Raw genomic sequence first — 16,112 nt, 5'->3', positions numbered from 1 at the left:
GCTCACCGGCATCACCGCCGCCGTCGTCGGCGTCATCGCCAACCTCGGCCTCTACTTCACCGTCCACACCCTGTTCGCCGACAGCCGCACGGTCACCGGCGGGCCGCTACGCCTGGAACTGCCCGAACCCGCAGCCGTCCGGTGGGTGCCTCTAGCCATCGCCGTCATCGCTGGCGTGCTCATCTTCCGGTTCAGGTGGTCCGTCCTGCGGGTCCTCGGCCTCAGCGCCGTACTCGGACTCGGCGCCGGGTTGGCGGGCCTGCCGGTCGCCTGACCCGATCCGGTATGAGGCGCAGTGACACCACAAAGTCAGCGTGCACCGACAACCGTCGTAGGACGGGTTTCGGGCGCTGAGACCCTCGCGGCAACGCCCGCGCGGGGCAGCTGACCCGCGCCTGACCGCCGGCGAGGCCGACTATAGGGCCGCTCGGCGGAGGGCTACGCGGTGAATGACCGCAGCAGCAGCCGATCGGTGGCAATGGGCAGGGACAGTGCCTTCATACGCGACTCTTGGTTCGGCAACGACCGGACCACAGTACCGAACCGAGCCGGTGACCGATCGTAATGGACTCTCGCCGTACTTGACGGTGGAGGCGCCATCGTCCACTGCCCCGGTCGCTGGGACAGCCGAGTCGACGGTGCCGTCATCGGCGCGCCGTCAGGGCCACCGGAAGGGTGCTCAGCCCGCTGACGAAGTTCGACGGCAGCCGAGTGACCTGGCCGGTCAGCTCGATGGTCCGCACGGTCGTACGCAGTTCGGCGAGGAGGGCGCGGATCTCCGCCCGGGCCAGTTGGGCCCCGATGCAGAAGTGTGGACCGTAGCCGAAGGTGAGGTGCCGGTTCGGCCGGCGGGCGAGGTCGAAGGTGTCCGGGTCGGCGAAGACCTCCTCGTCGCGGTTGGCGGAGACGGTCCAGAGCGTCAGCACGTCGCCGGCGGCCAGGGCGCGACCGTTGAGTTCGGTGTCGCTGGTCACCGTGCGGGCGACGTGTGCGGCGGGGGTGGTCCAACGCAGGATCTCCTCGGTGCCGCTCTCCAGCAGGGCGGGATCGGCGACCAGGCGTACCCACTGGTCGGAGTGTGTGGCCAGCGCCAGCAGGCCGCCGGCGAGGGCGAGCCGGGCCGTCTCGTCGCCACCGATGACCAGGTTGTAGCAGTTCAGCAGCACCTCCTCCTCGGTCAGTGGGCGGCCGTCGACGCTGCTGTTGACCAGCAGGCTGATGATGTCGTCGCCGGGTACGGCGCGACGTTGCGCGGCCAGCCGGGTGTAGTACAACAGGATCTCGCTCTGCGCCATCCTGGCCTCGATGCCGGTCTGCTCGGCGTGTTCGCCGAGCATCGCGGCGCCGGTCAACTCCAGTATCCGGGCACGGTCGGCTGCCGGGACACCGAGCAGTTCGCAGATCGCCCGGAGCGGCACCTGCGCGGCCACCTCGACGACGAAGTCACCGCCGCCCCGCTCGAGCAGCCCACCGAGCAGGTCGCGGGTGGCGACGGTGATGGACTGGGTCACGGCGCCCAGCGAGCGCGCGCCGAACCCGCCGAGCAGCAGGCTACGCAGACCGCTGTGGAAGCGGCCGTCGCTGACCACGAGCATCTTGCCCGCGCCCGGGTCGTGACCGCGCAGCACCGTACCGAGCATGTTGCCGCGCAGCGAGGTGAAGGTACCGCTGTCCCGGACCACCCGTAGCACGTCGGCGTGCCGGGTGACCACCCAGAAGCCCTTGCCGGCGCCGAGCGCGGTGGTCGGGTGCCAGCGCACCGGGTCGTACCGGCGCAGCCACCGCCAGACCTCGGTCAGGTCACGCGTGGCGTGCAGGTACGGGTCCAGCAGGTCGATGCCGTCGACCGGGGTGCTGTCGTCGGTCGGGGTGGAGTCGACCGGGTGATCGGCGGCGGTCAATCCCGCGACTCCATCTCGTCAAGTAGGGCGGCGAGCATGGCGTCTTCGGCGCCGTCCCCGATCGCGCTGAGCCGGGCGGCGAGCTCGCGGAGGCTGAGCGGCTCCAGGAAGAGTTCCATCGGGGCCTCGATGCCGAAGTCGTCACCGAGCCGGCTGACCAGGTGCACGGCGGTCAACGAGTCACCACCGGCGGCGAAGTACGACTGGTCGAGGTCGTCCGGACCGCTCAGCCCGAGCACGCTGACGAGCAACTCGGCGACGGCCGCCTCGGACACCCGCCGATCCCGGCTGTCCGGCCCCTCGTCCACCCGCTGTGGACCCGCGGGTGCGGACGACGGCGCGGAAGCCGGCACCGGTGCCGGCGCGGTGAGGGTCAGCGCACCGAAGCCCTCCCCCGCGAAGGGGTACGTCGGCAGGTGCACCCGCCGTGCGCCAGCGGCCGGCGCCGGCCACTCGACGGCCTCGCCCCGCACCCATGACTCACCGAGAACGCGCAGCTCCCCGGCCTCGGCGACCTCCCCGAGCACCGCGCCCTCGAGCTGCCGCCCGTCGGCCAGCGCCGCCAACGCGCTCGCCGCCTCCGCCGCACTGCCGGCCACCACCTGGGCCCGGACGGCGAGCGAGGCCCGACCGGTACGCAGGGTATGTGCCACGTCGGCCAGGGCCGGCGGATCGGGCGTACCCAGCACGGCGGCCAACTCGCGCGCCACGGTGCGGAGCTGCTCGGGCGTACGGGCGGATATCGGGAGCAGTTCGAGACGCTCGGGCGGGGCCGGGCGGACGGGTTCGGGCGGCTCGCCCAGCACCACGTGGACGTTGGTGCCGCCGATGCCCAGCCCGGTCACGCCGGCTAGGCGCTGGTCGCCGCCCGGCCGGTCCCACGGGGTCAGCCGGGTGACCAGCCGGTACGAGGGCACGCGGTCCAGATCCGGATGCGGGCGCAGGACGTTGACCGTCGGCACCATGGTCCGGTGGCTCAGCATCAGCACCACCTTGATCAGGCTCGCCACCCCGGCGGCCGCGTCGAGATGGCCGAGGTTCGACTTGACCGAGCCGATGCCGCACGGTTCGGTGGGTGGCTGGCCGAGGGCACCGGCCACCGCGGCGAGCTCGATCCGGTCGCCCAGCTCGGTGCCGGTGCCGTGCATCTCCAGGTACTGCGCGGCGGCGGGATCCAGCCCGGCCGCCGCCCATGCCTCGACGATCGCCCTGGTCTGCGAACCGACGCTGGGCGCGGTGAAGCCCACCTTCGCCGAACCGTCATTGGTGACCGCCGTACCGAGGACGACGGCGTGGATCGGGTCCGCGTCGGCGAGCGCGTCCGCCAACCGGCGCAGTACGAGCACTCCGACGCCGTTGCCGCTGACCGTGCCGGCCGCCTTCTCGTCGAAGGGCCGGCACCGCCCGTCCGGCGCGAAGATGCCGCCGTCGCGGTACAGGTAGCCGCGCTTGTGCACCGAGTCGACCGCCACCCCGCCCGCGAGGGCGGTGTCGCACTCGCCGAGCAGCAACGCCTGCGCGGCCAGGTGCACCGCGGTCAGCGAGGTCGAACAGGCCGTCTGCACGGTCAGGCTGGGACCCTCCAGCCCGAGCCGGTACGACACCCAGGGCGCCAGGAACTCCCGATCCGTCAGGATCCGGAGCTGCATCGGGCCCAGCTCGGCGGCGAGCCGGCGGTCGGTGTTGGCGGCGAGCATGTGTTCGGTGGGGCTGCCGCCGACGTACACGCCGGTCCGGTCGGGGACGTTCCGGGGATCGTAACCGGCGTCCTCCAGCGCGCTCCAGGCCGTCTCCAGGAGCAGCCGGTGCTGAGGGTCCAGCGCGGCCGCCTCGGTGCGGTTGAAGCCGAACAGCTCCGCCTCGAAGCGATCCGCCCCGGCCAGGTATCCCTTTGCGGGCACGTAACCCGGATGGCTCAGCTCGTCCCGGTCGACCCCTGCGGCGAGCAGTTCCTCGGCATCGAAGGTGGCGATCGAGCAGGCGCCGGTACGCAGGTTCTCCCAGTACTCGCCGAGGTCGCGAGCGCCGGGGAAGCGTCCACTCATCCCTACGATCGCCACGGCGGGTGCGTCGGTCATGCCAGGCCGCCTTTCTCTGAGTCGTTGCCGGGGCGGACCCGCGCGGTCCGAGCCGCGAGCCGGGCCCGCCGGTCCTGGCCACGGCGCCTCGACGCGTCGCGGTCGGTGCCCGGCGGGGCGGAACCGGCGGCACCGTCCAGGCGTACCGCGAGGGTGGCGATGGTCGGATACCGGAACAGGTCGACCATGGTCAGCTCGCCATCGCGGTCGGCGTCGTCCCGGTCAGCGTCGTGCCCGCGCAGCCCGGTCAGCACCGCCAGCAGCCGGAGGGAGTTGCCGCCCAGCTCGAAAAAGTTGTCGTGCACGCCGATCCGGTCCAGTTCGAGGACGCGGGACCAGATCGCCGCCAGCCGGCGCTCGGTGCCGGTGGTCGGCGCGACGTACTCGTGCCCCAGCTCTGGTCGGCCGGCCGGCGGGGCGGGCAACCGGGCCCGGTCCACCTTTCCGGTCCGGCCGATCGGCAACTGGTCCAGGTGTACGACACTCTCCGGCACCATGTAGCGGGGCAGCCGCTCGGCGAGCCAGCCGCGGAGCTGGCCGCCGCCCGGCGCCGGGTCGCCGGCACCGACCACGTAAGCGACCAGTCGCCGCCGGTTGCCGTCGCCATGCACCGTGGCCGCCGCCACCGCGACCTGCGGATGGCTGGCCAGCACCGTCTCGACCTCGCCCAGTTCGACCCGGAAGCCACGGATCTTCACCTGGGTGTCCGACCGGCCCAGGTAGCCGAGCACTCCCTCGGAGTCGTAGCGGCCGAGATCCCCGGTCCGGTACATCCGCGAGCCGGGTGGGCCGAACGGATCGGCGACGAAACGCTCGGCGGTGAGTCCCGGCTGGTTGGCGTAACCCCGGGCGAGATTGGCACCGGCCAGGTAGATCTCGCCGACCACGCCGACCGGCACCGGCCGCAGCCGCCCGTCGAGCAGGTACGCGCGCCCGTTGGCCACCGGCCGACCGATCACCACCGGCTCGCCGGGCCGCAGCTCGGCGGTGCTGGCGTAGACGGTCGCCTCGCTCGGCCCGTACGCGTCGACCAGCCGGCGGCCCGGCGCCCACCACCGTTCGACGAGTTCGGCCGGGCACGCCTCGCCGCCGACGGCGAGTGTCCGCAGCTCGGGCAACGCACCGGGTGGGCGGGGCAGGGACATCGCGGCCGACGGCGGCAGGAAGGCGTACGTGATCCGGGAGTCGCGCAGGCGCCGGTACAGGGCGTCGCCCAGCCGCTCGTGCCCGCCCGCGATGTGCAGCTCGGCACCGGCGACCCAGGCGAAGAAGAGATCCGAGACGGCGACATCGAAGCTGAACGCGACGTACTGGAGGACCCGGTCCGCTTCGGTGACCGGGAACTGCGGGCGTACCGCGGTGGCCAGGTTGGTGAGCGCCCGGTGCGACACGGCCACCCCCTTCGGCGTACCGGTCGAGCCGGACGTGTAGAGGAGGTACGCGGTGTTGTCCGGCCCGGGGGTCCGCGCGCTCCGGCGGCCGGTACGCTCCGGTCGGGCCGCCCCGTCGGTCACCACCACGTCCGGCGGTCCACCGGTCACCCCGGCATCCGTGACCGCGCCGACCTGCGGCACGCCCAGGGCCGCCTCGGTCACCGCCATCGCCGGCACGCCCAGGTCCCCGGACCGCCCGGCGGTCCCGGCGGCCTGACACGCCGCTCCGGTCGGCTCCAACGCCACCAGGACGACTCGGGCACCGGCACCGGCGAGCATCTGCCGGAGCCGGGCCGGCGGCTGCTCCGGGTCGAGCGGGATGTACGCGCCGCCGGCCCGCAGCACGGCGAGCGCCGCCAAGGCCATCTCGGCGGACCGGGGCAGGCACACCCCGACCGGTACCTCGGGCCCCACCCCGGCCGCCACCAACCGGGCCGCCAACCGATCGGCCCGGTCGAGCAGCTCGCGGTAGCTGAGCACCGTGTCGCCGCAGACCAGCGCGGTCGCCTCGGGACGCTCGGCGGCGCGCTCGGCCACCAGGTCGGCGACCAGCCGGTCCGGCGCCGGCGCCGCGGTCCGGTTCCACTCGTGCAGGACCCGGTGCCGCTGCTCGGCATCGAGCAGCTCGACGTCGGCGATCGAGGTGCCCGCCCGGTCGAGCAGGCCGTCCAGCAGCACCTGGAAGCCGCGTGCCCAGTGCCGGACGGTGGCCGGGGTGAACAGGTCGGTGCGGTAGATGAGCTGCCCGACGAGGTCGGCGCCCCAGCGCTCCACGTACATCAGCAGATCGAACTTCGCCACGTCGAGCGGGAGTTCGACGCGTTCGACCCGGGCCCCCGGCAGATCCAGCTCCAGCGCGGTCTCGTCGTCGTAGGCGAACACCACCTGGACGACCGGGTCGTGGCTGGACTGGCGCTCCGGGGCCACCGCGTCGACCACCGCGCTGAACGGCGCGTCCTGGTACGCCCGGGCCGTATCCAGCCGGTCGCGGACCCGGTCGACCAGTTCGGTGAAGACCGGTTCGCCGGACAGGTCGACGCGCAGCGCCAGGGTGTTGGTCAGCATCCCGACCATGCCCTGCACCTCGGGATGGTCGCGGCCGGCGACCGGGACGCCGACGACCAGGTCGGACTGGCCGGATATCCGGTTCAGGAATGCGGTGAAGGCGGCGAACAGCACCGCGAACGAGGTGGTACCCCGGTGCCGGGCGAGCGCCGCCAGCCGCTCCCGGGTCTGGACCGGTAGGACGAACCGGTGTACGCCGCCGGCCGCGCTCTGCACGGCGGGGCGGGGCCGGTCGGCGGGCAGCCCGAGCACGGTGGGCGCGTCCCGCAGCAGGTCGCGCCAGTGGGCCACGGCGGCGGCGTACTCCCCTTCGGCGAGGCGATCCCGCTGCCAGGCGGCGTAGTCGGGGAACTGGATCGGCAGCGGCTCGACGACGGCGGGCCGCCGATCAACGTCGGCGCGGTAGTGGTCGGCCAGTTCGTGCAGCATGACCTGCACCGACCAGCCGTCGCAGACCAGATGGTGGACGGTCAGCAGGATCCGGTGGCTGCCGTCCAGGACGGCGTACACGCGGCAGCGCAGCAGCGGGCCCCGATCGAGATCGAACGGGCGCGCCGCCTCGGCCCGCATCGCCGCGTCGACCTCGGCCACCGGCACGTCCCGGTCGATCCGTACCTCGGCCGTCGCCTCGGCCGCCACCACCTGACGATGTTCGCCGCCGACGGTCCGGAACACGGTACGCAGCGACTCGTGCCGGCGTACCAGCGCGTCGAGGGCGCGGGTGAACGCGTCGACGTCGAACGGGCCGCGTACCGCGAAGGCGGTCGGTACGTGGTACTGCGCACTACCGGCGTGCATCCGCTCCAGCACCAGCAGGCCGGCCTGCCCGGGCGACACCGGGAACTCGTACTCCACCGGTTCGGCGACCGGGGCGCTCTGCTCAGCGGGCGACATCGTCGGCACTCCCGAGACGGGCGGCATGGTCGGCACTCCGGAGACGGACAGGATTGTCGGCGCTGGTGAGGAACGGGTCGATGGCGGCGACGATCTCGGCGATCGGTCCCGGCTTCAGCACGTCGCGGTGGGCGCAGCCGAGTTCGTGCACGCGTACCCGCCCGGCCGTCCGGCGCCAGGCGGCGGCCTTCGCCTCCGAGGTCAACCCGCCGGTGTCGGCGGTAGCCGAGAAGAGCAGCACCTCGCCGTCGTACCGGGACGGCCGGTAGTCGCGGGTCAGCCGCAGGTGCAGGGCACCCACGTCGACCATGGCGGCGAGCTGCTCGTCGGTCGAGCCGCGCAACGGGCCCTCGGCGGCGCGTACTGCCGGGAAGACCTCGGCCCGGTCCAGCCGGCCCACCTCGGCAACCAGCCCCGGTGGCCCGGACTCCAGCAGGATGCGCAGCATCTCCTTCTCCACCACCGCTTCGCCGAGCGGCGGGAGCGGCTCGTCGAACACGGCGCTGGCCGGCACGGCGTCCACCACGGCCACCAGCCCGACCGGTTGACCGGCCGCGCGCAGCCGGGCGGCCAGCTCGTACGCCAGCAGCCCGCCAAACGAGCGCCCCAGCAGCAGGTACGGCCCCTCCGGCTGCACCGCCCGGATCCGTGGCAGGTACTCGTCCGCCATCTCCCCCACGCTCGCCGGTGGCGGGGTGTGCCCGCCGAGCACCGTCGACTGGAGGGCGTGCACCGGGCGCACCGGCGCCAGCACCGGCAGCAGCGCCGTGTACGACCAGCCGAGGCCCATCCCCGGATGCAGGCAGAACAGCGGCGTACGGTCGCCGTCGGCGCGGAGGGTGAGCATCGGCGCCAGCCCGAGGTTGCGGGGGACGGCGTCCAGCCGGGCGGCGAGCGCGGCCGGGGTCGGCGCGTCGAACAGCGCGCTGATCGGGAGGCGGGTGCCGAGCGCGCTCTCGATCGCCGCGACCAGCCGCATCGCCAGCAGGGAGTGGCCGCCGGCCTCGAAGAAGTTGTCGTCCGGCCCGACCGCCGGCACGCCCAGCACCGTGCCGAACAACTCGCACAGGCTCGCCTCGCGGTGCGACGACGGAGTTGCCGCACCTGGTTGTCCGATGTGCACCGTCGGTGCCGGCAGGGCGGCCCGGTCCACCTTGCCGTGCCGGGTCACCGGCACCCGGTCGATCCGCTGGTAGCCGGTCGGCAGCAGGTGTCCGGGCAGCCGTTGCGCCGCGTGCCGGCGTACCGCCGCGAGGTCGCCGTCCGGTCCCAGCACCAGGTACGCGACGAGTTGCCGGCCCCCGTCCGGCCCGGGTTGGGCGGCGGCGACCGCGCGGTGCACGCCGGGGCAGGATTCCAGCACCGCCTCGACCTCACCCGGCTCGATCCGGAAGCCCCGGATCTTCACCTGGTCGTCGGCCCGACCGACGAACTCCAGCTCCCCGTCGACGGTCCAGCGCACCAGGTCGCCGGTGCGGTACATCCGGGCACCCGGCTCCGGCGAGTACGGCGCGGCGACGAACCGCTCGGCGGTCCGGGCCGGCCCCAGGTAACCGCGCGCCAGGCCGGTACCGGACAGGTACAGCTCGCCGACGGTGCCGACCGGTACCGGGCGCAGCCGGGGGTCCAGCACGTACGCCCGGGTGTTGTCGAGCGGACGGCCGATCGGGACCGGGCCGGTGCAGCGGCGGATCGGGTGCCGGGTGGCGAAGGTGGTGGTCTCGGTCGGGCCGTAGCCGTTCACCAGCCGGAGGTCCGGGCAGGCCCGCCGCACCCGGCGTACCGCGTCGGGGTCGACGACGTCGCCGCCGGTCCACACCTCGCGGAGACCGGCGAGCACGTCCGGGGCGAGCTGCGCCACGGTGCGGAACAGCTCGGCGGTAAGCCAGAGCGCGGTGATCCTGCCGTCGGCCAGCATCCGCTCGAGGGTGTCCGGCTCGACCGGTCCGGGCGGCGCGACCACCACGGTGCCGCCGGTCAGCAGCGGCACCCACGTCTCGTACGTGGCCGCGTCGAAGGTGTCCGGGCTGTGCAGCAGTACCCGCGCGTGCGCGCCACCGGCGAAGCACCGGTCGGCGGCCAGCTCCAGCAGGTTGCGGTGGGTCGCGACCACTCCCTTGGGGACACCGGTCGAGCCGGAGGTGAACATCACGTACGCGGCCGAGTCGGGGTGCGGCACGCCGGGTCCGCCCCGGCCAACCGGGCCGGTGCCCGATCCGGCGGCATCCGCACCGGCACCGTCCGGGGTGACCACCCGGATGCCGTCCGGGAGCCAGTCCGGCGCCCGGTCGGCCAGTAGGGTCCGCACCCCGGCGTCGGCCAGCAGCCGGACCAGCCTGGACGCGGGCTGCCCGGGGTCGAGCGGGACGTAGTGGCCGCCGGCCATCAGCACCGCGAGCTGGCCGACCACCAGCTCCGCCGACCGGGCCAGCAACAACCCGACCGGTGACTCTGGGCCGACGCCCGCGGCGGCCAGCCGGCCGGCCAGCGCGTCGGCCCGGTCGGCCAGCCCGCGATAGCTCAGGATGCCGGCGTCCGACTCGACCGCCGCCGCGTCGGGGGTACGCGCCACCTGGGCCGCGAACCGCTCCGGCACGCTGCGACCGGACGACGGGCGCGCGGTGTCGTTCCAGGTGACCAGCAGGCGGTGCCGCTCCGCCGCCGGCAGCACGTCGACCTGCTCGATGGCGGTGTCCGGGTCACCGGCCAGCACCTCCAGGGCCCGGACCAACCGCCGTACGACCAGTTCCGCCTCGGCATCGGCGAAGCAGTCAGCGCGGTAGTCGAGCCGCAACGACACCCGCTCGCCGACCAGCAACGCCACCGTCAGCGGGTAGTGGGTGGCGTCCCGCACCTCGACCAGCCGCGGCCCGCCGTCGGAGGACGGGTCGTCCGCACCGCGCGGGAAGTTCTCGAAGGCCAGCACCGTGTCGAAGAGTTCACTCATCCCGGACAGTCGCTGCACCTGCGCCAGCGGTACGTGGTGGTACGGGATCAGCCGGAACTGCTCGTCCTGGAGGCGGGCCAGCAGCTCGCCGACCTGCTGCCCCGGGCTCAGCCGGACCCGGACCGGCACGCTGTTGATCAGCAGCCCCACCATGGTCTCCACCCCGGCAAGGTCCGGTGGCCGGCCGGACACCACCGCGCCGAAGACCACGTCGTCGGTGCCGGTCATCCGGGCGAGCACCGCCGCCCAGGCGGCCTGGGCCAGCGTGTTGACGGTCAGCCCGGCCGCGCGGGCCGGCTGCCGTATCGCCGCGCTCAGGTCGGCGGGCAGCTCGAACTCGATCGTCTCGGGCGGGACCGCGGTGCGGGGCACCGGACCACGGGCGACCAGGGTCGGCTGCCGGATCCCGGCCAGCGCCGCCCGCCAGGCCACGGTCGCCGCCTCACCGTCGTGGCCGCGCAGCCAGGCCAGGAAGTCCCGGAACCGCGGGGCGGGCGGCAGCTCGGCACCTCGGCCCGCGTACAGCTCGGCGAGTTCCCGGATGACGATCGGCATCGACCAGCCGTCAAGCAGGATGTGGTGCAGCGTCAGGATCAGGTCGGTCCGGTGCGCGCCGAACCGGACCAGGGTGCCGCGCAGCAGCGGCGGTCGGGTCACGTCGAACCGCCGGGCACGGTCCGTCGCCAGGAGCCGGCGCAGCTCCGCCTCCGCCCCGGCCGGTCCGTGCTCCGACAGGTCGACCTCGGTCCACGGCAGCGTCACCTGGCGCGGTATCACCTGCACCGGCCGGGCCAGGCCCTGGTGCCGGAAGCACGCCCGCAGGTTCGGGTGCCGGACGAGCAGACCCGTCACCGCGGCCCGCAGCCGCTCCGGGTCCACCGGACCGTCGATCCGGAACCGGGACTGCACCAGGTAGACGTCCGGCCCCGAACCGTGCACCAGCGCGTGGTAGAGCAGGCCCTGCTGACCCGGTGCCAGCGGCAGTACGTCGGCGATACCACCGCCGCTCACCACGACCCACCCCCACCCGGCCCGTCCAGGTCGGCAGCCAGCGCGTCGAGCTGCTCCTGGCTCAGGTCCACCAGTGGAAAGTCGGAGCTGGTCGCGCCGCCGGCCCCCTCGGTCGCGGCATGCTCGGCGAGGACCCGCAGCGCCGCCCGCCAGTGCTCGGCCAGCTCGCGCACCTCCGACTCGGCGAGCACGCCGGTGGCGTACGACCAGGTGGCGACGAGCTGCGGGCCATCCGTACCCACCCGGGTCACCGCGTCCAGCTCCAGGGCATGGGTCAGCGGTACGGCATCCGCACAGACCACGCCGAGCAGCTCGGCGCGGCCGATGGCCGACTCGAACCGGCCGAGGTAGTTGAATCCCACGTCCGGCTGGGGCAGCGCGGTCAGCGTGGCGGCGGTCTCCGGGTTGAGGTAGCGCAGCAGTCCGTACCCCAGCCCCTCGGCCGGTACGGCGCGCAACTGCTCCTTCACCTGTTTCAGCGCCTTGCCGGTGTCGGCCCCGCCCCGCCAGTACGCCTCGGCGGCCGCCTCCCCGGCATCCAGTCGGACCGGGAACCGGCTGGTGAACCAGCCCACCGTGCCGGCGAGGTCGACCCCGTCCACCCGCGCGTCCCGACCGTGCACCTCCCGGTCGACGAGCAGGCCGGTGCCCCGACCACGCCACCGGACGACGGCGGCGAGCAGCGCGGTCAGCAGGACGTCGTCGGGACCGCACCGGAAGGCCGTCGGGACCTGGCCGAGCACCGGTTCGGTCTCGACCGCGGACAGGGTAACCGGCACCGTCGCCCGCCGGCCCGCACCGCCGCGTCCCGGCGCGAGCCGGGCCTCAGGTCCGGAGAGCACGCCCTTCCACCGGGGAAGCTCGTCCACCACCTGGCCGGCCCGATCGTGCAGCAGCTCGGCCCAGCGCCGCAGCGACGTACCCGAGGGCCGACCGGCGGGCGCGGTGCCCGGTGCCGACCCCGCCGGCACCGCTGCCGGGGCTGCCGGTCGCGCCACCGCTGCCGGAGCCGATCCGGCGGGCGACGCGGTCGCGGCGGTGCTCGGGTCCGCGCGCAACAGCTCGGTCAGTTCCTGGCGCAGGATGTGCAGGGACACCGCGTCGACCGCCAGGTGGTGCACGGTCAACAGCAGTCGCCCGGCCCGCTCCGGCCCGCCGTCGAACCAGGCCGCCGCCAGCAGGTGGCCGGCATCCGGCGCCAGCCGGACCCGGGCCGCGGTCTCGCGGATCGCCGTGTCCCGGTCGGCGTCGGTCATGGCGACGGCGTCCACCCGGACCGCCCCGCCGCTGACCTGCGCCGAGCCCGGCGGCGACACCTCCACCTCCCAGTCGTCGGGAGCGTGCCGCAGCAGTCGCAGCCGCAGGGCGTCGTGCCGGTCGGTCAGCGCCCGCAGTGCCGCGTCGACGCGATCGAGGTCCAGCGCCGCCGGGACCGGAAAGTGCACCGAGAGGGCGAACGCGGCATCGTCGGTGGCGTGCTCGCGCCACCAGTGCATGATCGGGGTGAGTGGGAACCGTCCGGTTCCGGACCGCTCCGGCCCGGCGGTCGGGGCGGTCGCGGTGCGGGCGAGCAGCGCCAGCGCGGCCGGCGTCCGGGCGGCGAAGACCTCGCGGAGGGTGACTTCCAGCCCGGCGGCACGCGCCCGGCCGGCCAGCAGGATCGCCATGATGCTGTCCCCGCCGAGCTCGAAGAAGCCGTCGTCCACGCCGACCTCCGGCACGCCCAGCACCTCGGCGAAGAGTGCGCAGAGCAACTCCTCGCGGGCGCTGCCCGGCCGGCGCGACGGGGGCCGTGGCCCGGCGACCGGGGCGGGCAGCGCGGCCCGGTCGAGCTTGCCGTTCACGGTGACGGGCAGGGCGTCCAGCGGCACGAGCGCGCTCGGCACCATCTGTACGGGCAGTTGGGCGAGCGCGTACGCCAGCACCGCGTCCACCCGAAGCTCGGCTCCGGCGCGCGGCACCAGGTACCCGACCAACCGCCGGTCTTCCGGGGTGTCCTCGCGGAGCACCACGACGGCCTGAGCCACCGCCTCGTGCCCGGCCAGTACCGCCTCGATCTCCGCCGGTTCGATCCGGAGCCCGCGCAGCTTCACCTGGTCGTCGGTCCGGCCGAGGAAGTCCAACTGCCCGTCCGCGCGCCACCGCACCAGATCACCGGTGCGGTACATCCGCGCGCCGCGCCGGCTCGCGAACGGGTCGGCGACGAACCGTTCGGCGGTCTCCCCCGGCCGCCCCAGGTACCCGCGGGCGACACCCGCACCAGCGAGGTACAGCTCGCCGGGCACGCCCACCGGCACCGGGTGCAGCCGGGCGTCCAGCACGTACACCCGGGTGTTCACGATCGGGCGGCCGATCGGCGGGGCGCCGGTACCGGCCGACAGCGGCTCGCTGATCGTCGCCGCGACGGTGCTCTCGGTCGGCCCGTACGCGTTGCGGAACCGGCGGTCTGGGCTCGCCCACGCGGTGACCAGGTCGGGCGGGCAGACGTCCGCCCCGACGCAGAGCGTACGCAGCCACGGGTAGTCGCCGGGCGGCACGCTCGCCAGGACGGCCGGTGGGAGCAGCGCGCAGGTGACCCGGCGCTCGTTCAGGACCGCGCCGAGCGCCGCCCCGGCCAGCGGACCCGGGGGCGGGATCACCAGGGTGCCGCCGGAGCCGAAGGCCATGCACAGCTCGGCGACCGAGATGTCGAAGCCCGGCGAGCTGAGCTGGAGAATCCGGCTGTCGGCGGTCAGCGCGAACCGGCGTACCAACGCCTCGGCCAGGCTGGCGATGCCGGCGTGGCTGACGACGACGCCCTTCGGCCGGCCGGTCGAGCCGGAGGTGTAGACCAGGTAGCCGGCCTGACCCGGAACAACCGGGTCGGCCACGGCGGTGGCGGCCGGATCGTCGCCGGTCGTCGCCGGGGCCAGCACCAGCCGGGGTACGCCGGTGTCGGGCAGCGCCGATGCCGAATCGGCGTCGGTGACCACGAGCACCGGTCCGGCGTCGTCGAACAGGAACCGAATCCGGTCGGCCGGGTGGTCCAGGTCGACCGGCAGGTACACGCCGCCAGCCCGCTGGACCGCGACCACGGCGACGACCATCGCGGTGGTACGCCCCAACGCCAGCGCCACCACCCGCTCCGCGCCGACGCCGTGCTCCCGGAGCCGGCCGGCCAGCCGATCGGCCCGGTCGAGCAGTGCGGCGTAGCTCAGCGACAGCTCGTCCGACTCGACGGCGACCGCGTCCGGCGTGTCGGCGGCCCGGCGGGCGACCAGGTCGGCGATGGACGCGGCGGGTACGTCGACCGAGGTGTCGTTCGCCGTCACCAGCAGCCGCCGCCGGTCCGGCCCGGCAAGCAGGGCGATGGTGTCGACCGGTGCGTCCGGCTCGGCCAGCAGCCCGGTCAGCAGGACGGGGAAGCACCCGGCCCACCACCGGACCAGCTCGGCCGGGTAGACGTCGGTACGGACCTCCAGGGTGCCGGCGATGCCGTCCTCGGTGTCCCGGGTGATCCCGACGATGTCGTGTTCGCCACCGGTGTGCACACGCTCCGGATCGGCGATCTCCCGCAGCGCGCGGACGCTCTCCTGCCGGGGCAGGTGCATGAACACCCACTGGAACAGCGGGGATCGGCCATGCGTCCGCTCCGCCTCGACCGCACTCACGATCCGGCCCACCGGTACGTCGGCGTTCGCCAGCAGCCGGGGAAACTCGGTGGTGAACCGGCCGAGCAGGTCGGCGAAGCTCTCCGTGGGCCCGATCCGCCACCGGGTGGGCACCGCGTTCATCACGTACCCGATGACCCGGTCCAGTCCCTTGGCCGACCGGTTGGCCGTCGGCGTGCCGAGGACGAAGTCCGGCCGCCCGGCCAGCCGGTACGCCAGCACCGCGAACGCCGTCATCAGCACGGCGTACGCGGTGGCGCCACGCTCCCGGGCGAACGCGCGCAGCGCCGCCTCGGTCTCGGCGTCGACGTGGAACGGGACCTGCCCGATCCCGGATCCGCTCCCCGGTACGGCGGCCGCGGTGTTGCCGACGGTCAGCGGCCCGGGCAGCTCGGCCAGGTAGTCACGCCAGAATCCGAGCTGCGCGTCGAAGACCCCGGACGCGTCCAGCTCCCGCTGCCAGGCGGCGAAATCGGCGTACTGGATTTCCGGCCGGCCCCGCCGCGGCGCGCTCCCCGCCCGCACCGCCCGGTACGCCTCGACGAACTCGCCGTGCAGGATGTCGAACGACCACCAGTCGGTGGCGATGTGGTGCAGGGCCAGCACCAACGAGCTGCGGGTGTCGTCGACGGTGATGAACTGTCCCCGGATCAGCCGGTCCCGGCCCAGGTCGAACGGGCGGCGGCTGAACGCCGCCAGCGCCTCGCGCAGGGTCGTCGCGCTGCCGCTCAGGTCGAGCCGCTCCAGGCTGAACCGGCCGGCGGGAAGGATGTCGAGTCGCAGCTCGCCGACGCTGCCCGCGATCTTCGCCCGGAGGATGTCGTGCTGCTCCTGGACGATCGTCAGTGCCCGCTCCAGGTCGGCCACGTCCACCGGGTGGTCGAAGTGGTAGGCGCAGCACAGGTTCAGCGCGGGCGTGCCCGGATAGAGCGACTCGTAGACCCAGAGATCCTCCTGGGCCAGACTGAGCCGTACCGGGACGGCGGTGTCCCGCGGTGGCACGATGGCCGGGATCTCCCCGAGCCGGCCCGCCTCGACGAGCCGACGCAGCAGCTTGATCCGCTGCTCGCCGGGCAGCGCCGCGAACCGGCCGGCCGTCGAACTGCTCATTCCGGCACCCCGGCACCGAACCC

At 74.1% G+C, this 16,112-nt stretch carries 5 protein-coding genes and 1 pseudogene; 1 reads left to right on the top strand and 5 read right to left on the bottom strand.

From position 1 onward, the window contains the following. Window positions 1–274: pseudogene (locus tag AAH979_RS33960) on the top strand (chromate transporter); the annotation flags it as partial. Between the two features lie 370 nt (window positions 275–644). Here the strand turns inward: AAH979_RS33960 and AAH979_RS33955 are convergent. The 5 genes from AAH979_RS33955 to AAH979_RS33935 are packed head-to-tail and all read right to left on the bottom strand — an operon-like array spanning window position 645 to window position 16,089. Beyond that, on the bottom strand, window positions 645–1,901 hold the full coding sequence (locus tag AAH979_RS33955) for a cytochrome P450 (RefSeq protein ID WP_346262220.1): 1,257 nt from the start codon (window positions 1,899–1,901) through the stop codon (window positions 645–647). After that, window positions 1,898–3,979 carry a beta-ketoacyl synthase N-terminal-like domain-containing protein gene (locus tag AAH979_RS33950; RefSeq protein WP_346262219.1) on the bottom strand — a complete coding sequence of 694 codons (2,082 nt, stop codon included), beginning with the start codon at window positions 3,977–3,979 and terminating at the stop codon, window positions 1,898–1,900. The genes AAH979_RS33955 and AAH979_RS33950 overlap by 4 nt, the downstream gene beginning before the upstream one ends. Further along, window positions 3,976–7,371, bottom strand: coding sequence for an amino acid adenylation domain-containing protein (locus AAH979_RS33945; protein WP_346262218.1), 3,396 nt, complete (start codon window positions 7,369–7,371; stop codon window positions 3,976–3,978). The genes AAH979_RS33950 and AAH979_RS33945 overlap by 4 nt, the downstream gene beginning before the upstream one ends. After that, a complete protein-coding gene (locus tag AAH979_RS33940; protein ID WP_346262217.1) occupies window positions 7,358–11,329 on the bottom strand; it encodes an amino acid adenylation domain-containing protein in 3,972 nt (1,323 codons plus the stop codon). The genes AAH979_RS33945 and AAH979_RS33940 overlap by 14 nt, the downstream gene beginning before the upstream one ends. Next, window positions 11,326–16,089: an amino acid adenylation domain-containing protein gene (locus AAH979_RS33935; protein WP_346262216.1), complete on the bottom strand. Its 4,764-nt coding sequence runs from the start codon at window positions 16,087–16,089 to the stop codon at window positions 11,326–11,328. Before AAH979_RS33935 ends, AAH979_RS33940 begins: the two co-directional genes overlap by 4 nt. Between the last annotated feature and the right edge of the window lie 23 nt (window positions 16,090–16,112).

This window comes from Plantactinospora sp. ZYX-F-223 (assembly GCF_039649625.1).
Lineage (GTDB): Bacteria > Actinomycetota > Actinomycetes > Mycobacteriales > Micromonosporaceae > Plantactinospora.
This window is presented reverse-complemented; position numbering and strand designations above follow the sequence as displayed.